Annotated in this window: 24 protein-coding genes and 3 pseudogenes; 6 read left to right on the top strand and 21 right to left on the bottom strand. The window is 68.5% G+C overall.

Annotated elements, in window-relative coordinates:
• Positions 1-363 precede the first annotated feature (363 nt).
• The 5 genes from FHR32_RS37985 to FHR32_RS37965 form a co-directional block, all read right to left on the bottom strand.
• Positions 364-1923, bottom strand: a complete 1560-nt coding sequence (locus FHR32_RS37985; protein ID WP_184759298.1) for a glycoside hydrolase family 13 protein — start codon at positions 1921-1923, stop codon at positions 364-366.
• A 39-nt stretch (positions 1924-1962) separates the two neighbouring features.
• Entirely contained in the window at positions 1963-2949 is a 987-nt protein-coding gene (locus tag FHR32_RS37980; protein ID WP_184759297.1) for a carbohydrate ABC transporter permease, read from the bottom strand.
• 16 nt (positions 2950-2965) lie between these two features.
• On the bottom strand, positions 2966-3883 hold the full coding sequence (locus tag FHR32_RS37975; protein WP_184759296.1) for a carbohydrate ABC transporter permease: 918 nt from the start codon (positions 3881-3883) through the stop codon (positions 2966-2968).
• Between the two features lie 72 nt (positions 3884-3955).
• Entirely contained in the window at positions 3956-5329 is a 1374-nt protein-coding gene (locus FHR32_RS37970) for an ABC transporter substrate-binding protein (RefSeq protein ID WP_312882890.1), read from the bottom strand.
• Positions 5330-5693: 364 nt separating this feature from the next.
• On the bottom strand, positions 5694-5897 hold the full coding sequence (locus FHR32_RS37965) for a type 1 periplasmic-binding domain-containing protein (protein WP_184759295.1): 204 nt from the start codon (positions 5895-5897) through the stop codon (positions 5694-5696).
• Between the two features lie 181 nt (positions 5898-6078).
• On the opposite strand from FHR32_RS37965, the gene FHR32_RS47550 reads away from it, so the two are divergent.
• The gene (locus FHR32_RS47550) at positions 6079-6306 is read left to right on the top strand and encodes a hypothetical protein (protein ID WP_345004189.1); all 228 of its coding nucleotides are present in this window, start codon (positions 6079-6081) and stop codon (positions 6304-6306) included.
• Positions 6307-6422: 116 nt separating this feature from the next.
• Here the strand turns inward: FHR32_RS47550 and FHR32_RS37955 are convergent, their stop codons facing one another.
• Positions 6423-6854, bottom strand: coding sequence for a nuclear transport factor 2 family protein (locus FHR32_RS37955; protein ID WP_184759294.1), 432 nt, complete (start codon positions 6852-6854; stop codon positions 6423-6425).
• A gap of 90 nt (positions 6855-6944) precedes the next feature.
• On the opposite strand from FHR32_RS37955, the gene FHR32_RS37950 reads away from it, so the two are divergent.
• Both FHR32_RS37950 and FHR32_RS37945 read left to right on the top strand, forming a co-directional pair.
• Complete coding sequence (locus FHR32_RS37950) at positions 6945-7514, top strand: PadR family transcriptional regulator (protein WP_184759293.1); 570 nt, start codon at positions 6945-6947, stop codon at positions 7512-7514.
• Positions 7501-8346 (top strand): SGNH/GDSL hydrolase family protein, encoded by an 846-nt coding sequence (locus tag FHR32_RS37945; RefSeq protein ID WP_184759292.1) that lies wholly within the window; start codon positions 7501-7503, stop codon positions 8344-8346. Before FHR32_RS37950 ends, FHR32_RS37945 begins: the two co-directional genes overlap by 14 nt.
• A gap of 67 nt (positions 8347-8413) precedes the next feature.
• Here FHR32_RS37945 and FHR32_RS45405 read toward each other — a convergent pair whose 3' ends face one another.
• The 3 genes from FHR32_RS45405 to FHR32_RS37930 all read right to left on the bottom strand — a co-directional run bounded on the left by FHR32_RS45405 (position 8414) and on the right by FHR32_RS37930 (position 10286).
• Positions 8414-8647 carry a hypothetical protein gene (locus FHR32_RS45405; protein WP_246468410.1) on the bottom strand — a complete coding sequence of 78 codons (234 nt, stop codon included), beginning with the start codon at positions 8645-8647 and terminating at the stop codon, positions 8414-8416.
• A gap of 352 nt (positions 8648-8999) precedes the next feature.
• Positions 9000-9575 carry an AAA family ATPase gene (locus FHR32_RS37935; RefSeq protein WP_221466777.1) on the bottom strand — a complete coding sequence of 192 codons (576 nt, stop codon included), beginning with the start codon at positions 9573-9575 and terminating at the stop codon, positions 9000-9002.
• A gap of 573 nt (positions 9576-10148) precedes the next feature.
• Positions 10149-10286 (bottom strand): hypothetical protein, encoded by a 138-nt coding sequence (locus tag FHR32_RS37930; RefSeq protein ID WP_184759291.1) that lies wholly within the window; start codon positions 10284-10286, stop codon positions 10149-10151.
• A gap of 113 nt (positions 10287-10399) precedes the next feature.
• Between FHR32_RS37930 and FHR32_RS37925 the strand changes: the two genes are divergently transcribed.
• Positions 10400-10900, top strand: coding sequence for a hypothetical protein (locus FHR32_RS37925; RefSeq protein WP_184759290.1), 501 nt, complete (start codon positions 10400-10402; stop codon positions 10898-10900).
• On the top strand, positions 10872-11720 hold the full coding sequence (locus tag FHR32_RS37920) for an alpha/beta fold hydrolase (protein WP_221466776.1): 849 nt from the start codon (positions 10872-10874) through the stop codon (positions 11718-11720). The genes FHR32_RS37925 and FHR32_RS37920 overlap by 29 nt, the downstream gene beginning before the upstream one ends.
• 84 nt (positions 11721-11804) lie before the next feature.
• Here FHR32_RS37920 and FHR32_RS37915 read toward each other — a convergent pair whose 3' ends face one another.
• From FHR32_RS37915 to FHR32_RS37870, 11 genes and pseudogenes are all read right to left on the bottom strand, one after another.
• Positions 11805-13979 carry a hypothetical protein gene (locus tag FHR32_RS37915; RefSeq protein ID WP_184759289.1) on the bottom strand — a complete coding sequence of 725 codons (2175 nt, stop codon included), beginning with the start codon at positions 13977-13979 and terminating at the stop codon, positions 11805-11807.
• On the bottom strand, positions 13910-14377 hold the full coding sequence (locus FHR32_RS43630; RefSeq protein ID WP_221466775.1) for a transposase: 468 nt from the start codon (positions 14375-14377) through the stop codon (positions 13910-13912). The genes FHR32_RS37915 and FHR32_RS43630 overlap by 70 nt, the downstream gene beginning before the upstream one ends.
• Positions 14365-15030, bottom strand: a complete 666-nt coding sequence (locus FHR32_RS37910; protein WP_281391181.1) for an IS5 family transposase — start codon at positions 15028-15030, stop codon at positions 14365-14367. The genes FHR32_RS43630 and FHR32_RS37910 overlap by 13 nt, the downstream gene beginning before the upstream one ends.
• 279 nt (positions 15031-15309) lie before the next feature.
• Positions 15310-16539 (bottom strand): hypothetical protein, encoded by a 1230-nt coding sequence (locus tag FHR32_RS37905; RefSeq protein WP_184759288.1) that lies wholly within the window; start codon positions 16537-16539, stop codon positions 15310-15312.
• Positions 16536-17201, bottom strand: a pseudogene (locus FHR32_RS37900) (ABC transporter ATP-binding protein). The gene FHR32_RS37905 and the pseudogene FHR32_RS37900 overlap by 4 nt, the downstream one beginning before the upstream one ends.
• On the bottom strand, positions 17194-17700 hold the full coding sequence (locus FHR32_RS37895) for a PadR family transcriptional regulator (RefSeq protein ID WP_184759287.1): 507 nt from the start codon (positions 17698-17700) through the stop codon (positions 17194-17196). Before FHR32_RS37895 ends, FHR32_RS37900 begins: the two are co-directional and overlap by 8 nt.
• A gap of 213 nt (positions 17701-17913) precedes the next feature.
• Positions 17914-18218, bottom strand: a pseudogene (locus tag FHR32_RS37890) (alpha/beta fold hydrolase); the annotation flags it as partial.
• Positions 18219-18359: 141 nt separating this feature from the next.
• Positions 18360-20024, bottom strand: coding sequence for an ABC-F family ATP-binding cassette domain-containing protein (locus FHR32_RS47755; protein ID WP_184759286.1), 1665 nt, complete (start codon positions 20022-20024; stop codon positions 18360-18362).
• 651 nt (positions 20025-20675) lie between these two features.
• On the bottom strand, positions 20676-22079 hold the full coding sequence (locus FHR32_RS37880) for an MFS transporter (protein WP_184759285.1): 1404 nt from the start codon (positions 22077-22079) through the stop codon (positions 20676-20678).
• Positions 22080-22208: 129 nt separating this feature from the next.
• On the bottom strand, positions 22209-22901 hold the full coding sequence (locus tag FHR32_RS37875; RefSeq protein WP_184759284.1) for an RraA family protein: 693 nt from the start codon (positions 22899-22901) through the stop codon (positions 22209-22211).
• Positions 22902-23059: 158 nt separating this feature from the next.
• On the bottom strand, positions 23060-23329 hold the full coding sequence (locus FHR32_RS37870) for a hypothetical protein (protein WP_184759283.1): 270 nt from the start codon (positions 23327-23329) through the stop codon (positions 23060-23062).
• Between the two features lie 203 nt (positions 23330-23532).
• On the opposite strand from FHR32_RS37870, the gene FHR32_RS37865 reads away from it, so the two are divergent.
• Positions 23533-24267: a class I SAM-dependent methyltransferase gene (locus tag FHR32_RS37865; RefSeq protein WP_184759282.1), complete on the top strand. Its 735-nt coding sequence runs from the start codon at positions 23533-23535 to the stop codon at positions 24265-24267.
• A 233-nt stretch (positions 24268-24500) separates the two neighbouring features.
• On the opposite strand, the pseudogene FHR32_RS37860 reads toward FHR32_RS37865, so the two are convergent.
• Positions 24501-25709, bottom strand: a pseudogene (locus tag FHR32_RS37860) (RNA-guided endonuclease InsQ/TnpB family protein); the annotation flags it as partial.
• Between the last annotated feature and the right edge of the window lie 232 nt (positions 25710-25941).

Genomic DNA, 25941 nt, shown 5'->3' with positions numbered 1-25941 from the left:
CACCAGCATCAGCGGGAACATCGCCTGCGCCACGGGGCTGACGCTCCATGCCCAGGAAGCACTCGAACGGATCACCGGCCCGCTCGACACGCTTCTCGTGTCAGGGGGATCGGGCATGAGGCGGCGGCCGGCAATCCGTTGATCCTCGGCCACACCCGCCGTCTAGCGAACGGCACCTGACCCGGCTGTTCCTCAAACACCTGGGGCAGGCACCGGGCCGGTCCGTACGGCGGGCCCGCACCGAGGCCGCCGCGTACCTTCTGGTCTCCACCTCCCTGCCCGTGGCCGGTGTGGCGGACGCCCGCCACCGCACGGGGGCGGGCGCCGTGAGGTCGCGCCGGACGGCGCGACCTCACGGGACGGTCAGGTCGTGCGGAGCCACACGGCGGTGTCGGAGGGGAGTTCCCCGCCGTCGAGTGGTCCGCTGGCCAGCAGTACGGCGTCGTGGGGCGGCAGCCGTACCGGCTCGAGGCCGAGGTTGGCCACGCAGGTGACACCGGACTCGCGGGTGAAGGCCAGCACCTCGTCTGTGGTGTCGAGCCAGTTCAGCGTGCCGTCGCCGAGCTCCTCCCGGCGCAGGCGCAGGGCCTCGCGGTAGAGGGAGAGCATGGAGGCGGGGTCGCCCGCCTGGGCCTCGGCCGTCAGCCTCTTCCAGGCGGGCGGCTGCGGCAGCCAGGGCTCACCGGCGCCGAAGCCGAAGGGAGGCGCGTCCCCGGACCAGGGCAGCGGCACCCGGCAGCCGTCGCGGCCGGGGACGGTGTGCCCCGAGCGGTTCCAGATGGGGTCCTGGCGCAGCTCGCCGGGGATGTCGTCGACCTCGGGCAGACCCAGCTCCTCGCCCTGGTAGATGTAGACGCTGCCGGGCAGCGCCATCGCCAGCAGCGCCGCCGCCCTGGCCCGGCGCTCGCCGAGCACGGGATCGGAGGGCGCTCCGTCACGGCGCTCGCCGTGGTCGAAGGAGGTGATCGCCCGGCCGTACTTCGTCACCGGCCGCGGGACGTCGTGGTTGGACAGCACCCAGGTCGGCGGGGCACCGACCGGGGCGTGGGTGGCCAGCGTGGTGTCGATCGAGCGGCGCAGCGCGGCGGCGTCCCAGGCACAGGCCAGGAAGTCGAAGTTGAACGCGGTGTGCATCTCGTCGGGCCGCAGGTAGAGGGCGAACCTCTCCTGGTCGGGCAGCCACACCTCGCCGATCAGGATCCGCTCGCCGTACTCGTCGGCGATCCGCCGCCAGGCGCGGTAGATGTCGTGGACCCCGTCGTGGTCGGTGTAGGACTCCTCAATGCTGTCGAAGTCCTTGAGCAGTACGGCCGCCGAGTCGATCCGGATGCCGTCCACGCCCCGGTCGAACCAGAACCGCAGCACGTCGTGGAACTCCTGCACGACCTCCGGGTTGGTCCAGTTGAAGTCGGGCTGCTCGGGAGCGAACAGGTGCAGGTACCACTGGCCGTCGGCCACCCGGGTCCAGGCGGGGCCACCGAAGATCGACTGCCAGTCGTTGGGCGGCAGTTCCCCGTGCTCGCCCCTGCCGGGGTGGAACCAGAACCGCCCGCGCTCGGCGGAACCGGGTCCGGCCGCCAGCGCCTGGACGAACCACTCCTGCTGGTCGGAGCCGTGGTTGGGCACGATGTCGATGATCGTCCTGATACCGAGGGCGTGCGCCTCCTCGATGAACTTCTCCGCCTCCGCGAGGGTGCCGAAGGACGGTTCGATGTCGCGGTAGTCGGCCACGTCGTAGCCGCCGTCGGCCATCGGCGAGGGATACCAGGGGTTGAGCCAGATCGCGTCGACTCCCAGGTCGGAGAGGTACGGCAGGCGTGCCCGGAGGCCCGCGAGGTCGCCGATGCCGTCGCCGTTGCCGTCTGCGAAACTCCGCAGGTAGACCTGGTAGATCGCGGCTCCCCGCCACCACGTTGCAGACATGCTGGGACAACTCCTTGCGGTTGAAGGTGGGTGACGAGGTCAGCCCTTGAGGCTGCCGGCGGTCAGGCCGGCCATGATGCTGCGCTGGAAGACGAAGAAGACGATGATGGCCGGAAGGCTCGCGATGACCAGTGCGGCGATGAGGACGTTCTGCGGCATCTGGGCCGACAGTGAGGCGATGCCGACGCTGATCGACATGTTCTCGCTGTCGGGCAGCACGAGCAGCGGCCAGACGAAATCCTTCCAGACGGTGACCACCGAGAGGATGGACACCACGCCGATGATCGGGCGGGAGACCGGCAGCACGATCGACCACAGGATCCGGGTCGCGGAGGCGCCGTCGATCTGGGCGGCTTCGAGCAGTTCCCTGGGGATCGAGTCGAAGAAGCGCTTGAGCAGGAAGATGTAGAACCCGTTGGCCGCCGCGGGCAGCCAGATCGCCCACGGCGTGTTCAGCAGGTCCCAGCCGAAGATCGGCAGGTCCTTGACCGTCAGGTAGGCGGGCAGCAGGATGACCATCGGCGGGATCATCAGCGTGGCCAGCATCAGCCCCAGGACCAGGTTGCCCAGCACGGGCCGCAGCTTGGACAGCGCGTAGGCGGCCGTGACGTCGATGGCCAGCGTGAACAGCAGGGCGCCGCCGGCGTACAGGAGCGTGTTGCCGAGGAACCGGCCCAGGTTGAGCTGGTCCCACGCCTCGGCGTACACCTCGAAGTCGAGCGACTCGGGGAAGAAGCTGGGCGGCATCTGGGCGAGGTCCTCGGGTGACCTCAGCGCGCCGGTGACCATCCAGTAGAGCGGGAACACGAAGGCGACGGTGAAGCCCACCACCACCGCGACCAGGACGATCCAGTAGATCACCCGCCCGCGGGGGGACTTCAGGGTGTGCGGGGAGACCACTCCGCGAAACTGCGGCGCGGGCTCCTTCCCGCGACGCCTGCGGGCGCTGCGCCCGGTTCTGGCCGGGGCGGAGCCCGGTCGCGCGGCGGGGGCCGGGCGGCTCGGTTGAACGGTGAGGTTCGACATGGGTGCTGCTGCCTCCCTAGCTCTGGTTGTCCCGCGAGATGCGCAGGTAGAAGGCGGAGAACACCATCAGCACGAGCATGAGCATCAACCCCAGCGCGCCGCCGGCGCCGAAGTCTCCGAAGTTGAAGGCGTACTGGTACATCAGGTAGGCGACGGTGAGCGTCGCGTTCTCCGGGCCGCCGCCGGTCAGCAGGTACGGCTCGATGAAGACCTGCATGGTCGCGACGATCTGCAGCAGCAGCATCACCAGCAGGATCAGCTTGGTCTGCGGGATCGTGACGTGCCAGACCCGTTTGAAGAGCCCGGCTCCGTCCAGCTCGGCCGCCTCGTACAGCTCGCCCGGGATGCTCTGCAGCGCCGCGAGGTAGATCAGGGTGCCGGTGCCCAGGTTCATCCAGGTGGAGACGATGACCAGCGAGATCAGCGCGGTGTCGGCGGAGTCCAGCCAGCTCAGCGCCGGGAGGTGCACCAGGTCCAGGATCTGGTTGAACAGGCCGGGACCGGGGTCGTAGAACCACTTGAACAGCAGCACGCCGACGGCCGGCGGCAGCATCACCGGCAGGTACACCACGAACCTGAGGTAGGCCTTGGCGTGGCGCAGCTCGTTGAGGACGATCGCCGCCACGAACGGCACGGCGTAGCCGAAGACGAGTGCCAGGCCGGTGAACACGGCGGTGTTGATCCAGGCGTCGGCGAACGCGGAGTCCTCGGTCACCGTGCGGAAATTCTCCAGCCCCACCCAGGTGGGCGGGTCGACGAAGTTCGTCTGCTGGAAGCTGAGCAGGATCTCCCGCACCATCGGGTACCAGGAGAAGAACGCGAAGCAGATCAGCGCCCCGCAGAGGAAGCCGTACGCCGTGAGGTTGCGCCGTACGCCGCGCCGGAACGCCCCCTGCTTTCGCCGCCGTGATCCCTGCACGGTCATTGTGGTCATCGGTTGACTTCCGATCTCGACGTGAACTGGCGGGGCGCCGGCCAGCGGGCCGGCACCCCGGGTGTCAGGGGATCAGCTGGACTTGGCCAGCACCTTGTTGGCCTTGGCCTCGGCATCGGCGAGCAGCTTGTCGATGTCGGCGTCCTGCCTGGTCAGCACCGCTGACATGGCCACGTCGAGGATGGCGTAGAGCTCCTGGGCCTTCGGCGGCTCGATCTTGTTCTGGATCGTGGTGGAGGCTTCCGCGTAGGGGGCGAAGTGTTCCACCGGCACGGTGGCGAACTTCTTGCGCGTCTCGACGATCTGCTTGCCGGGAGCGGTGTCGCCGTACAGGTCGGGGGTGGGCAGGCCGACGGGGCGGCCCTGGCCCTTGTTCCGCTCGTAGTTGAACTGTCCCTGGTCCGGGGTCAGCTCGTGGTACTCCAGCCAGAGGAGACCGGCCTTGATCTTCTCGGGTGTCGCCTTGGGGTTGAACATGTAGCCGTCGCCGCCGCTGAGCGAGGCCTTGGCCTCCGGCAGCGCGGTCACGCCGTAGTCGTCGAACTTGCCCTTGAAGTCGTTGTTGACCGACTGGACGACGTCGGGGGCGCCGATCATCATGCCGAGCTTGCCGCCGCCCATCATGCGCATCAGGTCCTCCCACTGCAGGAGCTGCTTGGCGCCCATGCTGTTGTCGGTCCAGCGCATCTGCTTGAGGTTTTCGAGGACGGCCTTGCCCTCGGGGCTGTTGAAGGCGGCCGTCTTGCCGTCGGGGCCGACCATCTCGCCGCCGCGGCCGTAGAGGGAGGCGGTGAAGTGCCAGCCGCCGGTGTTGCCGGCGCTGTACTCGCCGAAGCCGACGTAGCCGGGGCCGAGCCCGGCGATCTTCTTGGCCGCGGCCTGGACCTCGGCCCAGGTCTTGGGCGGGGACTCGGGGTCCAGCCCGGCCTGGGTGAACAGCTTGCGGTTGTAGACCAGGCCCGTCGAGTAGTTGGTCCTGGGCAGGCCGTAGGTCTTGTCCCCGCTCTTGAAGACGCTCATGACGTCGGGCCGCAGGTCGCCCAGCTTGGTGACGCTGCCGACGTACGGGCTGATGTCGGCGGCCTGACCGGCCGCGATGATCTTCTGAATGTCGGTGAAGTAGACGTAGAAGACGTCTTCCATCGTGCCGCCGGCCAGCTTCGCCTGGAAGGTGTCCGGGTTGATGCAGGGGAAGGCGTCCTTGCTCACGATCGTGATGTTCGGGTGCAGTTTCTGGAACGCGGCGACGTCCTCGTCCCACGCCGTGCGCTCCAACGGGTTGCTCTTGGGGGGCTGGCAGCCCACGGTGATCGTGACCGGGGCGTCGGCGGCCGCGGTGCCCGGCTTGGTCTCAGCGGCCTTGTCGCCGCCGCTGTCACTGCCGCAACCGGCGGCGGTGAGGACGATGCCCGCGGCGAGCAGCATCGAGAGGTTGCGGGGTTTCACAGGGGGACTCCTTGGCGGGTCGGTTGCGAGAAACATATAGAGGCGTGCAGGGCCTAGCAAGAGGCCGTCATACATGATGCAAAAAAGTGACAGTGAGCCAATCGCCACTGCGCCGCAACATCCTCGCAACGGAGGCGACACGGTTTTGACCTGCGGCAACACACCTGTTGCGGCAGAGATGATCGATGACTTGCAGGCATCTGACCGATGACGTCATCTGCTTGCCATGATTTTTAGCGCCGGGTCCCGCCTGGGCGGCCGCCGCCACCGGAAACAGCGGCGGTCCCGGGGTGGCCGGACGGGCCCCCGACGGCGCCGCGCGAGGTGTTCGGCGCCGCGGCCTCCCTCACCCCGCCCACGCCCATCAGGCCCAGTGGCCCGCGAGGGCGGAGAGGGTGCCCACTTCACGGCGCGAGAACAGGCGACCGGGAGGACCCAGGACCGTTCCGATCCGCTCGTGTCCGAGGGCGGGCGCCGCCCGTACGGCGTCGCGGGCCGCCTCCGAGACGCCGGGCCTGTCGTCGAGGACACGGCTCACCGTCACCTCGCCAGTAAGCCTGCATACCATGAGTGAAATTGTGCGACAGGCTTCGCAAAAATTGCATAATTTTTGCAGCAACCGCCATGATCCTGCGTGTGCCCACCCTGCCTTCCGTCCCGCGTGGCAGATCAGCCGACACGGCTCACGCGGGACCTGAGGCCGGGTCCGCCCCGATCTGCCCGGGGCGCAGGCACAGGGTGTTTACGGCGTGCAGACCCTGGACGACGGTGTGGCACTGCCGCGCGCCCTGGAGTCCGGGCACCCGCGCAGCGCCGCGGTGGTCGGCGGCGGATACATCGGCCTGGAGGTGTCGCTCATCGACGCCGGCGAGCAGTCGATGAGCACGCTCGGCCCGGACATGGGCGTCCTGGTCTCGGCGATCTGCACGAGCTCGGCGAAGGCGGCGAGCAGCGCCCGGTCGTCGTGGAAGAGTTGAGCGTAGTCGGCGGCCATGGCGTCATAGGACGCCCGAGTGGTGCGCAGGAAGTCCGCTTCCGTCATGGCGGAGCACAGTGGTCCACCCCGCCCATCCCCACGTAGATGATCAAAGCTTTAGTGATCAGCTGGTGCTGGGACAAGGCCGTCGGCGACGAGGCCGGCGAGGACCGCTTCGCCCAGCGCGCGGACCGCGGACTGCGGGCGGACCATCACCGTGAACTCTTTGATCAGGCCGGTCTCGTTGAGCTGGAGGAGGTCGATGCCATGGATCTGCTTGCCGTGCACGGTGGCTCGGAACAGCAGGATGACCGATGGGGCCTCGGTGCCGTCGGTGCTGGTCTGGGCGGTGCCGTCGAAGTGCCCGATGTAGCGGAAGTCTTCGAAAGTGCGCAACAGGACGCCGAAGAGGCCCAGGACCATGGGCTTGCCCTCGAAGGGGGTGAATTTCACCGGGCTGTACAAGCGGATGTCGTCGGTGAACAGGTCGCTCAGAGCGGCGAGATCGCGATGTTCGACGGCGGACCGGAAGTGGTCTGCGGTAGTCATAACTGTGCCCCTATAGTCAAGGAAGTGATTAGTCATTTAATTGAGTAACATAGCAAAGGTTCATTGGGAAAAAGGGGGGAGGGCATCTCGATGGCGTTGCGGCACGCCGCGCTGGCGGCGCTGCTGGACGAGGAGCTCAGCGGATACCAGCTGGCCAAGGCATTCGACATGGGCGTGGCGAACTTCTGGCACGCCCTGCCCCAGCAGCTGTACGCGGAACTGGCCAAGCTGGAGAAGGAGGGGCTGGTCACCGGCCGGGAGGTGGTCCAGGACACCCGGCCCAACAAGCGCCTTTTCAAGGTCACCGAGGCCGGTCTGGCCGAGTTGGAACGGTTCGCGGCAACCGTCAACAAGCACTCCTTCATCCGTGACGACCTTCTCGTCAAGGTCCAGGCCGTCGACCACGTCGACGGCGATGAGGTGATCGCACAGCTCACGGAGCGAGCCGCCTTCGCGGACGCAAAGATCGAACTGTTCAGCAGGCTGCTGCGGCAGATGCGCGGCGACAGGAGCGAGGAGGAGTTCCTGCGCCACGGTGAACGGATCGGTCCCTACCTGACTTGTCTGCGCGGCCTCGCCTTCGAGCAGGGCAATCGAGACTGGTGCCGCCAGAGCGCGGCGGTCCTGCGGGAAAGGCGGACAGCTCATGTCCAGCGGTGAGTACCTGCGCTACGTCGCCTTGGGCGACAGCCAGACAGAGGGGCTCGGCGACGGCGACGACATCGCCGGCCTGCGTGGATGGGCCGACCGGCTCGCTGAACAGCTCGCGCTGGGCAGCTCCGGTCTCCGGTACGCCAATCTGGCCGTACGCGGACGCCTCGCCGCCCAGATCCATGCCGAACAGCTCGGCCCCGCACTCGCCCTGCGCCCCGACCTGGCCACCGTCGTCACCGGAGTCAATGACCTGCTCCGACCCCGGTTCGACGCCGACGAGGTCGCCGGCCACCTGGAGGCGATGTTCGCCGCGCTCACCGCACAAGGCGCCCACGTGGCAACCCTCACTTTCCCTGACCTCGCAAGGATCACCCCGCTTGCCCGCCCGATCAGCTCCCGCGCCGCCGCCCTCAACCACCGCATCCGCGCCGCAGCCCTCCGCCACGGGGTCATCGTCGCCGAAACCTCCCACCACCCGGTCGTCACCGACCCGCGACTGTGGAGCCAGGACAGGCTCCACGCCAGCCCCCTCGGGCACGAACGGATCGCCGCCGCCGTCGCCCACGCGCTCCGACTTCCAGGCAGCAGCGACTCCTGGACCCACCCGCTCTCTTCGCCGGCGGTCACCCCCTCCGGATGGCGCGCTGCGGCCACCGAACTGCGCTGGGCCGCCACCTTCCTCGGCCCCTGGCTCGGCAGACGCCTGCGAGGCCGCTCCTCCGGCGACGGCCGCACAGCCAAACGCCCGCACCTCCTTCCCATCCAGGCTCTCCCCATGGGAAGCGAACCGGACGACGAACCCGGCAAACGCCCTGCCGACAGTCCACAACTCTCATAAATGACCATTTGCGCAGACGCAGAAGCACGACCGACCGAGCCGGTCGAGGGAGGGGACGACGGGGGTGTCAACACCGGCTCGTGGCTGGGTCCTCGTTGAGCCGGGGCCTTCGGCCGTACAGCGCCACGAGGTTCCGGGCCAGACCCAGCGCGCCGCCCCGGGCGCCCGCCGCGAGGACCGCGGCCGAGACGAGGACCCCAAGCGTGCAGACGAGATTCACCGGGTCGGGCCCCCGGCGGTCCACCAGGCGTCCGGCGAGCGGGGTGCAGAGCATGGTCGCCCCGCCGACCAGGGCAAGCATCCCGACCGCCTGGGCGCCCAGGCCGTAGGCCGGACTGGTGAGGAGGAGCGCCAGGCAGGTCCAGACGGCCGAGAACCCGGCGAAGACCGTCGCCTGGTAGAAGCAGGAACGGCGCAGGTCCTGCTCGGTGCGCAGCCCGCGGCGAGCAGGCCCAGGCCGGTGATGGCGAGCAGGGTGACGAGGAACGGGCGGTGCGGGAGCCGGTCGCCGAGCGGCCCAAACTCGGCGCCGAACTCGACGGCTGAAATGCGCTGCCGGTAAGAAGGTCACCCCCGCCGAAATCGACACCGACCTGCTGGCCGGACCGGCGTGGGCGGCCGCCCCCAGCGCCGGTCAGGTGTCCGCCTCCTTATCAGCCAGCCGGTGCAGCTTCCGGGGGTCCACCGCTCGGGCTGGTGCAACCCGGGGAAGAAATAAAGGCTGCGACCTCCATGAGGCTCGGCTGGTAGCTGACGCTGGTGTCCACGGTCACTGTGGGGGCATCCAGCGAAATCGGCACGAAGGAGTCGAAGGGCCGCTGCCCGGCCTCGATCGCTCTGATCAAGGTATGGTCAGCGTGCGCCGTTCGGTGAACGTCCTGCTTGGCGCGCTGGATGATCCGGTCACCGATGACGGCTGCCGGGGCCGTGCAGCGGATGATCCGGATCTGCGCCAAGCCGGTCAAGGGTTCCAGGTGCGGGCTCCACACCCGGTCTTGGAAGGCGGCTTCGGCGATCACTGTGCTGCCGGCCTCCAACAGCACCCGCAGGACACCGAAGAACGCCCCCAGAGTCCGGTGGTTCAGCCAATCGCCGAGGCTCGGCTCGTACTCGGGGATGGCCAGGACCATGCCCTGCTTGATCTCGTCACGGACGACCGCGGGACAACCCAGGATCCGGGCGAGCTCATGAGCCAGCGTCGTCTTGCCCGTACCGGGCGGTCCGCTCACTATGACCAGAGTCGGCAATGTCACAGGCGCATTGTCGCACCTGGCCGTCCTCAGCACCGCGCCTCACCCGCCGGTCACCGGGAGCGGTCGCCCGGCGCGTCGTGGCCGCGGTCGTGGCGCCACGCCAGCCACGAACCCACCGCCGCTCGGCGGGTGTTGCGGACCGACCGCGCCTTTCCGCGCGCTGACGCCGCCTCCGGGGGGTGCTGCTGCCGCAGTGGCGGGGAGTGTGCCGACGAGGAGTGCTGTGTGCCGTGGGGGGAGGTGCACGTGTATCCGCCTCCGTTGATTACTTAGAGCTTCAGTTGTGCACGTTAAGTAATCATGCGGTAAGGGTGGACGTCTCTGGCGTCACAGGAATACTCACCTGCCCCCAACGGCACCGCCGACGGGTGGAGCGGGCGGGGAGCTGGTCACCACCATCGGAGGCATAGGGCCCGCGCTCGGGGTCTTGCTGAGACCCGATGGCCGGTCACAACCTGCCGAGGGCCTTGGCCAGCGCGGTCGCGGCGGTACTGGCAACCCCGGCTAACAGAGGCAGCGGAATGGCCTGCTGGAGCTTCTTTGGTGCCGCTATCGGAACCGCTGGTAGTCGCCAGGAATGGAGATACCGAACCGTTCGTACAGGGCCGAGACATCGGCCCAGTCATCGGCGTCGACGGCATAACCCGTGTGGAACCTCACCAGCCACTCCGGACTGATGCAGGCCACCGCGCGACCATCGATCCGGCCTACGCCGGCGGCGCCGATCAGCCTAGGCGACCTGGGACGACGTTTCCTTTCTGCTTGACATACTCTGCCAAGTACTTGCTATTGTTCGTCAAGTGAACCATGCGAGTACGGCAGAGCACGTCGAACTGGCCGGAGAGCTCGTCCGGCTGATGGAAACCCGGATCGTCGACCCGCTCGAGATCCTTTTCGAGTCGGATGCTCAGGTCCGGCCGATACGGAAACGCCTGCGCATCGAGGCCGAGGTATGGGCGGCACAGCTGCTCGGCCCAGATGACAAGCTCGCGGTCCGTACGGCGGCGCGGCTGATCGCGGCGGCCTTCCCTAGCAACGAGCCGTTCGACCCGCCAGAGGCGTGGTGGCGTTCAGCCTTCGGGCAGGCCGTCGCCCGCCGCGCGGGGCACCCGGGGTCCGCGGCCGTGCCGTACGCCACGGCCGCGGCCATGCTCGGCATCACCCGCCAGGGGGTTCACGACCTCGTCAAGCGCGCGAAGCTCGAACGCCATCCCGACGGCGGGGTGACCACGGAGTCCGTACGCGCCCGGCTCAACCAACCAAAGGAGCAGCGTGTCCCCTCAGGACATCACCATCACTGACCATGTCACTCCTCTGGCGGCCCGCGACCACGGCGGGGACGGCCCCGCCGTATTGCTCCTTCATGGGCTGGGCGGGACGCTCGAAGCCTGGGACGCGCTCGCACCGCTCCTCGCGCGAAGGCACCGGGTCGTGGCCATGGACTTGCGCGGCCATGGGCTGTCCGGGGACGGTCCTTGGGAGTGGGACGCGGTTCTCGGCGACCTTGATGCCGTGGTCAAGCATTTCCGCCTGGACCGTCCGGCGATCGTGGGCCACTCTCTCGGCGGCATGCTCGCCATTATGTGGGCGCGACGCCACCCCGGATGCCCGGCGATCGTCAACCTCGACGGCCTCAGGTCCGCGGAGAACGACCCAGGCAACTATCCGGGCATGGCGCAGGACGCGCTCAAGACGGCCCTCGACCAGCTCAAGGCCACCTTCGACACTCAGGCCGCGGTGATGGGCCGGCCGGTCCCCGCCGAGCAGGCGCCGATGCTCCCCCAAAGGGCCCTCACCACCTGCGACGGCCACAGCTATCTTCGCCCTGGCCCGGAGACTCTGGCGGCGCTGCGCTACGCGCCGGAGTTTCGCGATGCGATCCCCCTCCTCCGCGCGGTGACGTGCCCCGCGCTGGTGGTCCTGTCCGACCGGGACCCGGCGGGAATGGACGGCGGTGAGCTCATGGCTGCCTTCCGCCGAGGGGTACGGCGCGACCTTCACGACCTCCCGGGCACCGTTCACGTGACCGAGCTGGCCGCGAGCCACAACATGGTCGCGGAACAGCCCGGCGACCTCACCGATCTGATCATCCGATTCCTCACGAGCTCCGCGAAGAAATGAGCAGGCGCAGCTGAATCCCGGTTGTCTGGAGCGCTCTGAGAGTCTGCCCAGGTAGGACCATATTCTTAGATGTCATCTCACCTGCTAGGCGGCGACAGCAGATGAGATGACATCTAAGGTTCTGGGGTTGGGTCGGTCAGGGAGTTGAGCCGCGTAGCGGGCCCAGTTGCCGCCGGCCTGGGTCCAGGCGGTGGCGGTCTCGGGGCTGATTCCCAGCAGTTCCGTGAGGACTGCGGCCGGTAACTGGGTGGAGAGGCTCATGAGGGCGGATGTCCGGCCGGAACGGGAGTAGATGCCCAGGCGTTTCAGCCGGGTTCCCAGGTGGAAGTCGCTGAGGTGCCCTCCGGCGAGGGCGCCAGGGAAGAACCAGGGTGAATCCTCGGTGACGCCGATGGTGACGTGCCCGCGACGCCGCGCGAGAAGCTGCCGTGTGATCTTGTCCAGGTGGTCGGGCAGCAGCAGGGGCCTCTCGCCCAGCAGCAGCGAGATCTTCGCTCCCTCGATCACCACGCCGGTGACCGGTAGTCGGCAGATCACGGTGAGGGGCTGGGCGTAGAGCAGGACGAGGAGCCCGGCGAACCGGTCCTCGATGGCGATGGCGTCGTCGTGCATGAGGCGGCGGCTGAGTGCCCACCGGTCGTCCTCGTCGGTCGGCTGGACGAGACTCAGCTTCACCCGGGCCGGGATCTGTAGTCCCTTGCCGATGTGCCGGTTCCGGCGACACCACTCGATGAAGCCGCGGGCATCGTAGCGGGTCGTGGTCCCGGTGGCTATCCACTCGTCCAGGTGACCCTGGGTGCAGAGTCGGAGTTCGGTGCCGTGTTCCCGCAACCAGACCAGCAGGGTGACGGCGGCGCGGATGCCGGCCCGAACCGAGATCGCCTGGGGCGAGGTGATCGGGCGGCCCTGGGCCTCGCGGCGAACGCGTCGCAGATGGTGCCAAGTCGCGAAGCGCTGGACGAGCTTGCGTTCGCCGTCGTCGGGGACGGCCTCGGCCGTCGAGGTGATCCACCGTTCCAAGGCGGTGAACCGTTCGTCTCGCTCGGGCAGCACCCTGGCTGTGACCAGGGCGGCCCGCAGGAAGGCCACGGACCTGTTCGGCAGGAAGGCGTCCAGGCCCTCATGGGTGAGCGGGCAGGTGCCATCAGCGAGCGCGTCCAGCACCATGCGGGCACCGGCACGCTCCAGCCAACGCAGGCCTGTCTTCGGGCCGTGAGCGAGCAGGACATCGCGAACCGGTTCGAGTTCGGGCCGCAGGACGCCGTCTCGGGAGAGCGCTTCATGGACCTTCTGGTCGTGCACACAGCCGTGGCAGCGGCCGTAGCTGTGCAGATACTCGACCGTCCCGCAGAGCCGACAGGGATTGAACGAGATCGGGTTCTTCTGCCAGCAAGTCTCACAGAAGTGGCCGTCCTCGGTGCGGGCCGCGGCGTACTTGTCCTTGCCGCAACCCACGCAGTGCCGACGGGCCCGGGAGCACGTGTCGCAGCGGGGCATCCCGGTCGCTGCCCGGTAGCAGCGTCGAGGCCCTTTGCCGCAGAACGAGCAGGTCTGCATGGTCGGCCGGTAGCAGGTGCCGCAGAGCGGCCCATCTTTGGTGGATCGGCGGAGAGGGCAGACGCGGTCGCAGAGGAAACAGGTGATTAGCCGGTCGGCTTCGTGACGCATGCAGATCGAACACAGCGGGGTCCCGTCCGGGCGGCGCGTCGCGATCGCCCTGTCCCTGCCGCAGCGCCCGCAGGCGGTGGAGTTCGCCTTGCGGTAACAATGCAGGCAGCAGCGGCGGCCGCCCAGCACTTGGATCAGCGGCCGGATCTGGCCGCAGCCGGGGCAGGCCGGTGCGGGGACAGGGACTCCGGCGGCAGTGAGCGCGGTAATCAGCCGGGCGGCCCGCGCGGACGCTTGTGCGCCCTCGCCGGTCAGTATGCCCGGGGTGTCCTCGATCTCCCAGAGCAGCCGGAACATCAGGTAGACGTTGCCGACGGGAACGACCGACTCGACAGCATGGCGGACGGCCGCAGGCTCCCCCTCCGGGGCGACGGCCGCGATGGCCTGGCAGATCAGATCGACCGGGTCGCCGTCGGGCGGCCGCCAGCAGTCGCCGCAGATCGCCTCGCCGGTGCGGGTGCGCCGGTAGATGCGAGCCGGACCGGAGCACTCGCAGCACCTGAGAGCCTGCTGACAAAGGCTTAAGTGCTCGTGGGCATGGGGCCGTAGAGGGCTGGTCCGATCTTGTTGATGTAGCCCTGGTGTGACCATTGGGACAGTTGGACGCGGAAGCTGTTGATGTTCGCGATTCCGAGGATGGCGGCCAGTTCGGTTCCCTTCCAGGCCCGCCAGGGCTGGGCGGCCAGGAGTTCCAGGACCTTGCCGCGCCGGTCGGGACTGGACAGGTCCGCAAGCGGGGGCGGGTCGCTCCAGCGGCCATGGGGCGGTCGGCCTGCCAGTTCGCGGGTCAGGCGGCGGGTCATCCGGTGCACGGTGGCCCACCAGATCAGGGCCTCGTGGTGTTCGGGCTCGCGTTCGTAGATCCGCACCAGCCGGCGGTAGCGGGCCGGCCAGGCGAATGTTCGTTCCACCACCCACCTGCGGGGCAGGACGACGAAGCCGCGCAGGTCGTCGGAGCGCTTGACGACGGTGACGGTCAGGCGTGGCACGTCGCGTGCCCAGGCGAGCAGGCGTAGCCGCCGTCCGCCCACACCAGCGCGATGGTGGAGAACTTCTCCCGCGGCCAGGTCGGCAACGGGTGCGCGCCGTCACGGTCTTGGACCGACGCGGCGGTGACGATCACGCACAGCAGCAGCCCGAGCGTGTCGACCGCGACATGCCGCTTCTGCCCCTTGATCTTCTTGCCTGCGTCATACCCGCAGGCCGCGGCCCCGACGGTCTCGGCTGCCTTGACGGTCTGGGAGTCGAGGCAGCCCGCCGTGGGCAGCTCGCCGCGTCCGGCCAGGACACGCAGGCGGCCGCGCAGCCGCCCGGCAAGCCGTTCGGGCAGGCCCCGCCCAGACCAGCGCAGGAAGAACGCGTAGATCGCCTCATGCGGCGGGAAGTCGACCGGCAGGGCCCGCCACTCGATCCCGTACCGGGTCACATAGGTGATCGCGTCCAGTACTGCTCGCAGGTCATGGACCATCGGCCTGCCCGTGGTCGCGACCAGCTCGGCCATCACCGGCCGCGCCTCGCCTTCCAGCACCGCCCATTCGGCATCGGTCAGATCCGACGGATATGACGGCTTCCGGCCATGACATCGGCACCCCGGTGAGGCGCAACCACCGGCGTCTGAGGACGCGGGCGTGTAGACAGACAACCACGGGCTCCTGGCCGCTGAGTTGCGTAGACAACACCTCAGCTATCAGGAGCCCGCTCCTGTTCGCGGGCGTATCACTCGAAGATGGCCTCGACCAGGGCATCCCTGGCCCGGCCTCAGCGACCAAATCCTTTGTCAGAAGGCTCTCAGACCCCGCCCGAACTCACCAACGCCATGCGTTCCACCGAACACCACCTCAACGACCGGCTCGCCCAAGCGCGCCTGCCCTCAGCGGCCTGAAAACGCTGCCCAACTACCAAAGTCCTCGTCAGCAAGGATCTAGGCGCGCAGTTCCTCCAGACGAAGGGCACCGCGCAGCAGCGGGCGGGCCGCCAGAGCCACGAGCACCGCGGCGAGAACCCCGATGCCCGCCATGGCCACGGCCCTGGCGGCCGCCCAGCCGAGCCACTGAACTTGGTAGACCTCCGTCAGGGGCAGGACCACCACCGCCGTTCCCGAGACAGCCGCCACGACGCAGACCGGCAGCGCGGCGATGACCGCCTGCCGTACGAGCACCCCGCCCAGCGCCCGCTCCGGCACCCCGGAGGCGGCCAGCGCGGCGAACGAGCGGCGATGATCGATCAGCTCCTCCGCCTGATGCACCACCAGGGCGACCGCCGAGGTCACCAGGGCCACCAGGAGCGCGAGATCCACGAGCGCGTGGGCGTGGGAATAGCCGACGCCCGCCTGCTGGGCTCCGGCGCCCGCGCCGAAAAACACTGTCAGGCTCACCACGGACAGAGCCCTGGCCCACGCCCTCGGGTCCGCCTCGACCAGCCGCGCGGCCAGCAGCATCTCCGGGGACCCGGCCCGTCGACCAGCCCGGCGGGCGTACACCCTGATCAGCCAGGTCGTGGCCAGGGTCACGCCGAACAGCAGGAGCACCAGCCCGGCCGTCATGGCCAGGGCCGACCCGTATGGCCCGAAGAGCGGGAAGCGGCCCTTCAGCACGGCTCCGAGAGTGAAGAGGCCGACACCTGCCACAACGAGGAGCAGGTCTCGCACTCTCGGCCCCCGCAGGCGCGAACGGCGGACTACGCCCAGCGGCGAGGCGACGACGTGCCGGCTGGCGCGTGCCCCTGACTGGACCCCACCGAGCGTCACCGCGGCCATGATCACCGGCACCTGCGGCAGCGGCCCGGCGAGATGGGTGACCACGTAGACCGCGGCGCCGCCCAGCGAGCCGAGCAGCGCCAGCCAGCCGCCTTCCAGAGCACCCAGCCGCCGCACGTCGTCCGGCGTGGCCCCGGCCAGCCGCAGGGCCGCCAGCCGTCGCTCCCTGGTGGCCGAGGCCAGCCGGTTGGCCTGGTGGACCAGGCCGGCGACCGGCAGGGCCAGCAGGGCCAGACCGAGCCCGGTCAGCGAGCCGCCCTCGTCCTGGAAGTCCGCCAGGCTGACAGCCGTGCAGACCAGGAACGTCGCCGCTCCCGCACCTGCGGCGACCAGCCAGGCGCGTACCCGCTCGGCCCGCGACCGTCCCCTGTTCAGCATCCGCATGACAGTGATCATTGGTTGATCCCCGCCAGCACGGCCCCGTCGTGCAAGGCGATCTCCCGGTCGGCGTAGGCGGCCACCCGGTTGTCGTGGGTGACCAGGACAACGGTGGTACGGCTGGCGCGGGCCGCGCCGAGCAGTGCGCTCATCACCTACTCGCCGCCGAGCGTGTCCAGCGCTCCGGTGGGTTCGTCGGCGAAGACCACGCGCGGGCCGGTCACCAGCGCACGCGCGACGGCCACCCGCTGCAGCTGGCCCCCGGACAGCTCACCGGGCCGCTGATCGGCGCAGTCGGACACCCCCAGCCGGGCCAGCCGGTCCGCCGCGCCGTTCATCGACTCCTGCCTGCCGTGCCGGTTGAACCGCATCGGCAACGCGACGTTCTCCGCCGCGGTGAGCTCGGGCACCAGCTCGCCGAACTGAAAGACCACGCCGAAGCTCTCGCGACGCAGCTTGGTCAGCTCCGCCTCGGCCAGCGTGTCGATCCGCCTGCCGTCCAGGACGACCTCGCCGGACTCCGGGCGGATGATCCCGGCCAGGCAGTACAGCAACGTCGACTTGCCCGATCCGCTCGGCCCGGTGATCGCGACGATCTCGCCCTCTGCGATCTCGAGGGAGACGCCTGTCAGCGCCCTGGTCCTGCCGAACGACTTCACCAAGCCTCTGGCCTCAAGCACCGTTCTCCTCCTTCAGCCGCGAGAGTGCGGTCTCGATCCAGCGCAGGTCGGCGTCGAGGTGCTGGAGCGCGTAGTCGGCCGCCAGCACCTGGGCGGGCGCGCCGGACGCCTTCGCGGCGGTCAGCTCCCGCATGCGGGCCAGGTGTGCCTCGCGCTGCCGTACGAGATACCCATCAGTGCCCTTTCCGGCAACGGCGACGCGGGCGAACAGCGAGCTGGCGACATACGGCGCCGGTGGCTCCACGGTGTTCAGCCACCGGGCCAGCTCCACCCGGCCGCTGTCGGTGATCGCGTACATAGTCCGCTCGGGACCGCCCTCCTGCTGCGTCTCCGCGACCTCCGCGAAGCCGTCGCGTTCCAGCCGCTGCAGCGTGGCGTAGACCTGCCCGTAGGCCAGCGGCTTGGCGCCGGCCAGGCGGTGATCGTGCTCCTTCTTGAGCTCGTAGCCATGCTTCGGGCGCTCGACGAGGAGGCCAAGCAGCACATGACCGGTTAACATGATCAGAACTATACATTTAATGAATAGTCGCGCAATAGTCTGCTCCGCCCCCAGCTCCTATCCGGCCGCCGTACATGCGACGGCTACCGCGAAGACGACGGCGCGATCAGCTGCCCGGCGCCTTCGCCGATGCCGACAACAGCCTCAACGCCTGGACCGACCGGTACCTCCTCGCCGCCGATCAGCGCCGGGGGCTGGGCAGGCCGACATGCTCTACCTGGCCAGGAGGTCGCGCAGTGCCTTGACGACATCGGCGGGGGCTTCTTCGGCCATGAAGTGGCCGCAGGAGACGCTGATGTGTTCCAGGTCGGGGGCCCATGCCTCCCACAGGGCGACGCGTCGAAGCCGAGGGCCGCACCCCAGTCCTGCTGCAGGGCGGTCACCGGCATGCGCAACCGGTTCCCCGCCTGACGGTCGGCCTGGTCGTGCTCGACATCGACGGCGGCCGATGCCCGGTAGTCGGCGGCCATGGTGCGCTTGGAGTAGAGCCGTCCCAGTCGTTCGCGGTGAGCGCGCAGCACGCCGAGCTTGTGCCGCACGTCAGCGCCGTACAGGAAGTTGCAAGCGAGGGCTCCGTAGGAGTAATTACCTCATGGGCCGCGCGCGACGGCCGCCAGGAAGGCGTGAGGGCAGGACGGACAGACGGGACCGCGGGGCTCTCAACTGGCTTCTGACGCTTCGAGCAGATCGCGGACCTCTTCGGCGGTGGTCTCCTGAAGCTCTTCTGCGAGGAGCAGCCAGCGGGTGATACCGACCGATTCGAGGAAGGGCAGGTCGTGGCCGGCGATCAGGAGCGCGCCCTGGTAGGAGTCGAGCGCGCTCGTCAGCTGCCGCACGCTGGCCATGTCGAGATTGTTGGTCGGCTCATCCAGCATCAGCAGCTGCGGGGCCGGTGCGGCGAGCATCGTCGCCGCGAGGGCGGCCCGGAAGCGTTCTCCGCCCGAGAGGGTGCCCGCCGGCTGTTCGGCGCGTGCCCCCTTGAACAGGAACCGCGCGAGCTGGGAGCGGATGTGGTTGTCGGTGATCCCGGGAGCCATGCGGGCCACGTTCGCCGCGACGCTCAACTCCTCGTCCAGCACATCCAGTCGCTGCGGAAGGAACCGCAGCGGCACGAACGTCTTGGCCTCACCAGACAGAGGTGCGAGTTCCCCGGTGAGGGTACGCAGCAACGTGGTCTTACCGGCTCCGTTACGCCCGACCAGCGCGATGCGTTCGGGCCCGTGCACATGGAGGTTGCCCGCGTGCAGCTTGCCGAACCGGGGACGCAACTCGTGCAGGCTCAGGACGGTCCGGCCTGCGGGCACGGCGGTATGGGGAAGGCTCACACGGATCTCGGCGTCGTTGCGGATCGCGTCCGCGGCCTCCTCGCGCCGCTCACGCGCCTCACTGAGACGGTCCTCCTGCAGGCCGCGGAGCTTGTCCGCCGACTCCTGCGCGGACCGCTTGCGTTCACCGGCGACGATTCTCGGGGCCCGCCGCTGGGCGTCCATCTTCTTGCTGTGCCGCTCGCGGCGGGCCACTTTGATCTGGGTCTCCTCCAGTTCGCGCTTCTGCCGTCGCACATCCGCCTCGGCGGCCCGCAGCATCCGCCCGGCCGCTTCCTGCTGGGTGGCCAGAGCCTCCTCATAGGCGGACCAGCCGCCCCCGTACCAGCTCACCGCCCCGGATCGCAGCTCGGCGATGCGGTCCACACGCTCCAGCAGGTCACGGTCGTGGCTGACCACGACCAGCACACCCGAGCGCCAGGAGTCGACGGCCTCATAGAGCCGGCGGCGCGCGAACAGGTCAAGGTTGTTGGTCGGCTCGTCGAGCAGCAGAACGTCGGGACGCTCCAGCAACAGTGCGGCCAGGCGCAGCAGAACGGTCTCCCCGCCGGACATCTCACCCACGGTGCGATCCAGCTCGACATCGCCGAGTCCGAGGGAGCCCAGTGTCGCCAGGGTCCGCTCTTCGACGTCCCAGTCGTCGCCGACCGTCTCGAAGTGCTCCTCGCTCACGTCTCCGGCCTCGATGGCGCGCAGCGCGGCGCGCCGCTCGGCGATGCCCAGAGCCTCCTCGACGCGCAGTGCCGTGTCGAGGGTGAGGTTCTGTGGAAGATAGGCGAGGCTGCCACTCACGGTCACCGACCCCCGGGAGGGACGCAGCCCGCCGGCCAGCAGCCGCAGCAGAGTGGACTTGCCCGTGCCATTGGTGCCGACGAGGCCGGTACGGCCCCGGCCGATGCTGAGAGAGAGCCCGTCGAAGACGGTCGTGCCGTCCGGCCACTGGAAAGACAGGGCGGAACAGGTCACGGAGACGCCGGGCGTGATGGGGTTGTTGGCCATGATGATTCTCGCAGTCGCAAGCGCAGTGGATAAGGGACTTCGTATGCGAGCACCACGCGGCGACCAAACCGAGAAAGAAGTGCGGCCCTCCGGAGGGTGAGGACGGCTCATGCACCGAGGTCGCATCCACGCGGGGTCACGGGCGGCAAAAAAGCCGGCTGCAGCGTGACGGACTACGGCCAATGCCGTACCGCGCGATGATCGCGAACCTCAGATGCGCAACGTCCACCTCTATCGGAGACAACAGGACTTTCAAACTGTACCTCAACTGCTCAGCCGGAGTCCGGGCACACGTCCCGGGAACTGACGGCCTGCGCTTCCGCAGTCGTTCGGTCCGGGAGCCGATCTCCCGGTCACACCAGCTGGGTTCGGTGGGTCTACGTTTATGACACGCCGCGAGGAAGGAACGTGACACGGCGGACGAGAGCGCATGGCTGACAGAGCGTTTCGAGGAACACCGGACGCGTCTGCGAGCGGTGCTGATCAACGGAGCCGCCGGAGTCGTCGTCATCCCGTTCGCGTGTCGAACCCGCCGGCCACGAACGTCATACGGCCCAGGACCCAACCCGCCCAGCACGACCAGATGATCAAATAGGTGACCGCGGCGCGGCGCGGCTCAAGACCACCAAAGCCCACCAGCTGCTGCGCCGCTCAATCCTTGGAGGCCGCCCGCGGGACTTCCTCGCTCGGAGAGGGGCAGAAGGCGGCCGACCACTCGGTGAGGGCCGTGCTCTCGTCGCCGGCCTCCTGAGCGGGTAGTTCTCGCAGCGAGCGGAGGGGTGAGACATGTGCGATCACGGTGCCGAGGAGCATTACGGCGCTACTGATGATCAAGGTGGCTCGAAGATTGAGCGCTGACCCGAGTAACCCACCAAGGAGCGCGCCGAGAGGTTGCGTTCCATAGACCAGGAACCGCCAGGTGGCGTTGGCGCGCGAGAGCAGGACGGGTGCGATCAGCGCCTGCCGGAGGGTTTGCTGGTTGACGCCGTAGAGCGACGGTCCGGTACCACGCAGGAGTTGCGCCATGGCCAGGACGGCGAGCACGAGTGAGAGGGGGCCGGCCGCCGCTGCGAGCACGAGACCGGCCATGGCCGCAAGGAACATGCCGGCGACGAAGGCTCGGCCGGGGCCGATGCGTTGGGTGATCCGGGTTGCGACCAAAGCGCCGAGGATGCCCGCCACGCCGCCGATCGCGACGACCACGCCTACCAACCCCGGGGAAAGGCTGAGGTCTCGAACCAGGTAGAGCACCAGGACGACGTTCTGCATCTGGCCGGCGAGCGCGCCGACAGCGGCTGCGAGTGTCACCGCGCGAATGATCCGATGGCCGAAGACCGCGCGTAGCCCTTCGAGGATGTCGGCCCGCAGGTGTTGCCGGTGCGCTCCGGCCGAGACGACGACCGGTCCGGAGGTGCGAATCCGTGCCTTGCACAGCCCGGCGAGCAGGAACGTGACCGCATCGGCGGCGATGGCGACCGGAGCGGTGAGCAGCGAAACCAGCGCGCCCCCTAACACTGACCCGGTCGTGTTGACAGTCGCGTTACTCAGCATGAGCGCGCTGTTGGCAGGCAACAGCTGACGACGTGAGACCAGGATGGGGGTGAATGACTGTGCGGTCACGGTCTCGAAGAGGTTACCGACACCGGCGAGCACCGCCACGACGTAGAGATGCCAGATCTGCAGCGACCCGAGCACGGCCAGGACCGGAACCGAGCCGAGCAGCAGGGTTTGCGTCAGATCGGCCAGGATGAGCGTCCGCCTGTAGGGCATGCGATCCACCCATACGCCGGCGGGCAGCCCCAGAACGAGATGCGGCAGAAACGACGCCGCACCGAGAATGCCCATCTGGGCAGGTGACGCGTGCAGGTAGACGACCGCTGTCAACGGCAGCGCCACGATGGTCACGCTCGATCCCAGCAGTGACAGGGAATTGCCGACGAAGAACCTGCGGAAATCTGGATATCGCGTGAGAACCGACAATGACCGGGATGGCCCATGATGACCGTCATCAGCCTTCTGTGCCGATGCTGCTGTTCCACCCTCATCAGCGACCATAACCGGACCTTACCGAGGCCATCGGCAGATGCATGTGCGGAGCAGGAGAAGGCATCACAACAGGACAGGCCTTGGGGAGGGCCGCGTAGACGGTGCGATGGACCGCCACGTGCCTTACCGGCACCCCATCTACTCCTCGATGGCCCCGCCGATACGCCGAAGATGCCACCGGAAGGTATACGACGGGTCGGCAGCGCGCCGCGCCAGGTACTCGTCGAAGGCCGTCTGCCGGCGCAACGTCTCACCTGCCCGGATCCTGCGGGCCTGTTCGCGCTCGGTCAGCCGGATCTGATGCGCCGTCGCCAGGACCTCCTCGACATGCTCCGCGGCGACGAACAACACGCCGTCGTCATCGCCGAAGACGACGTCATCCCCGCTCACCAGATGCGGCCCGAATCGTGCAGCAGCCAGCACCTCGGGCTCCCGCTCGTCCAGCCGCACCGGGCCGGGCGGGTAACTGCCGTAGCTGAACACCGGAAGACCGATCTCCACCAGTTCCGGCGTGTCACGGTGCAGTCCCCACACCACCAGACCCGCCAACCCTGCCGCCTCGGCCTCCAGCACTGCCAGATCGCCGACACACGCCTCGTCCAGTCGTCCGCCGTTGTCGATGACCAGCACGTCACCCTGTCCGGCCCGGCCGAACGCCTCCAGAAACACGTCCACGCTGCCGTAGTGCCGCGTCGGCAACGCGCGTCCCGCGATCCGACGTCCAGGGACGACCGAGCCGATGCCGGGCGGCGCGGCACGCAGCGGCACGTCGCCGCGGACGCAGGCATCGGCCACCAGCGGCGTGGACAGCTCGGCGAAAGCCTCCAGCATGGCGTTCTCCCTGGCTCGGCCCCACCGCCATCAGCGGTGACGGACACAGCGGGCGGCCTCGCGATCTTACCACCGTGCCGATGCCCTGATCCAGAACCACCCGATCGACGCCGACGCGGCCCGGAGATCGTCGTTCCGGGCCGCGCGTGCTCAGCCGATCACCTGGTCAGGACCATCAGCGTGAAAAAGCCTGTGTACTCACAGTAGTACGACAGGTACGTCCCTCTATTCCGCAGTTCCTCGCCCTTCGCCTTACACTTCGCCGCTGACGAGTAGTCGCCATACTTGATCCATGTGGACGCGAGGGCGCTCGACGCGCCAAGGCCGGTGGCCTCGGCATTGGCGGGCGTCGCCAGCGCGGATCCCGACACTGCCAGGGCGACCGCCGCGAACGACGTCGCGGCCAGTCTGGTGAGCTTGATGGACATGAGCCATCCCTTCGGGGTGGGGGGTCGGCCGTTCCCGGCGGGACGGCAGACCGCCTTCGCCGGGATCATGATCCTAATCACATCGGCGGCGGAAGATCATTCGAACGCGACCATTCCCTCGAATTTGGGCAAAACCCTGCGGCAGAGACGGTCATCCTTAATTCGATAGCGCTCGAGGAGCGTGCGTCGTCAGCCTGACGCCGGTGATCTACGAGCATCCGCTGGCCTACCTGCTCGGTCTTGAAGGCATCGCCTTGTTGCGCTCCTTCACCGGAGAGTACGACCGCGATTTCGTCGACACGCTGCCGGTGGGCGTCGCCTTGGACGCCGCCTGCGGCACCGGCCGGTTCGCAGCATCCCTGACCGAGCGCGGCCATCAGATCCTCGGCGTCGACAGCTCGCCCGACATGCTCGCGCGGGCACGTGAACGGGTACCGCAGGGCGAATTCCTCCTCGGCGACCTGCATCACCTACCGGTTCCCGACGATGCAGTGGACCTGGTCGTCTGCTCCCTGGCACTGACGCATGTTCCCGCCCTCAAGCCGGTGATGGCCGAGTTCGCCAGGGTGCTGCGACCAGGCGGACACCTGGTGATCTCAGACATCCACCCCGAAGGAGTGGCACGGGGCGTGATCCCGCCCGTGCGCCGACCGGACGGGCAGCCTGGACGGCTGGCCACCTATCGCCACTTGACCGGGGACTACATGCGCGCCGCTCTGCCGGTGGGACTACAGGTACGACGCTGCGAGGGACCCCGGGTACCGGCGGTGGAACGGCCCCAGCCGACGGACACACCGAGGGCGTCCGAGACGATAGGACCTTGGGAACACTGGCCATGGTGCCTGACGGCCCTGGCATCGGAGGCGGCGAGAGCGGCCAACGCCGGCGTGCCGACGATGATCGTCTGGCATTTCCAGCTGACCGAGCATCAGCCATAGCGGTCGCGGCGCGGGGCGCGCCACGGCGATCGATGCCCTGGTCGCCGTGACAAGCGCCTGCAGGTCTTCGACCTCCCGCATGACACTGAAGTCATCACCATGAGGTCCGCTCAGCCCGCGTCCGCGCCGATCGGGCACATAGACGGTGAAATTCGGCCGACAGGGCGACGGCAAGCTTCTTGACTTCCTCCCCACGGCTGAAGCCGGGGGATTCCCACCCTCGCGGGTGGGGTTTCCTGCTTCACCGCCAGTCGCCCGCCGGGCCTGCGCCCTTGAGGTCTTACACCGGCTCCACAGGCGTTTCACCTCTCCGCCAGCCCGGCGGCGAGGATGTTCTTCGCGGCGTTCACATCACGGTCATGGACCACGCCACAGGCGCACACCCAGTCGCGGACGTTCAGCGGCATGAACCGCTGGAGCGTGCCGCACGCCGAGCACAGCTTCGAGGAGGGAAACCACCGGTCCACCACCAGCAGCTCCCGCCCGTACCACTGCGCCTTGTACTCCAGCATGGTGCGCATCTGCCGCCAGGAGGCATCAGAGATCGCGCGGGCCAGGCTGTGGTTTTTCACCAGGTTACGCACGGTGAGATCCTCGATCACGACCACTTGGTTCTCGCGGACGATCGCGGTGGTGAGCTTGTGCAGGACATCGCGGCGACGGTCGGTGATCCGGGCATGCACCCGGGCGACCTTCACCCTCGCCCTGTCCCGATTCGCCGACCCCTTCTCCTTGCGGGCCGGTATCCGCTGCGCGCGGGCGAGTCTCCTGCGGTCGGCGCGTTCGTGGCGGGGGTTGGTGACCTTGCCGTCGTCGTCGGTCACGCCCGGAATCGGACGCGACAGGGTGACCAGCGCGGTGATCCCGGCGTCCACCCCGACCATGTCCGAGGTCGGGTCCAGAGGCCGGACGGTGTCCTCACACAGGATCGACACCGACCAGCGCCCGGCCGCGTCCTTCGACACGGTCACCGTGGACGGATCGGCCCCCTCGGGCAGCGGGCGCGACCACACGATGTTCAGCGGGGCGTCCATCTTCGCCAGGGTGAGCCGCCCGTCGTGGTAGCGGAACGCCGAGCGAGTGTACTCGGCCGACAGCCGGGACTTCTTCCGGGACTTGAACGCCGGGTACCCGGCCCGCTGGGCGAAGAAGTTCGCAAACGCCGTCTGCAGGTGCCGCAACGCCTGCTGCAACGGCACCGACGACACCTCGGCCAGGAAATCCAGCTCCTCGGTGCGTTTCCACTCCGTCAGCGCGGCCGACGATTCCACGTAGGAGACCTTGCGGCCTTCCGACCGGTAGGCGCGGGTCCGCTCCTGCAGGGCCTTGTTGTAGACGAGGCGGACGCAGCCGAACGTCCGGGCAAGCTCATCGGCCTGCTCGGGGGTCGGGTAGAAGCGGAACTTGAACGCCCGCTTCACGATCTGCGCCACGCCTCGCATCGTACCGAACGATCAGCTGAAAATCGCGCGCATGTTCGATTCAAACCGTGCGGCACCGCGCCGCGTTTCCTCCCCAGGGCCAAAGCCCAGGGTCTCCACGCTGGAGGTTTTCGATGAACGACGATGGCACCGTAGGCACCGGGACTCCCTGTTCAGATGTGGACTTAGGCGATCCGCATCGAACCGGACACCCGGTTCCTGCACCTTCACCGAATCCCTGAGGCGACCAGCT

The sequence above is a fragment of the Streptosporangium album genome (assembly GCF_014203795.1).
Classification (GTDB): Bacteria; Actinomycetota; Actinomycetes; order Streptosporangiales; family Streptosporangiaceae; genus Streptosporangium; species Streptosporangium album.
Note: the sequence above shows the minus strand (reverse complement) of the source record. Positions and strands in the feature narration are given on the sequence as shown.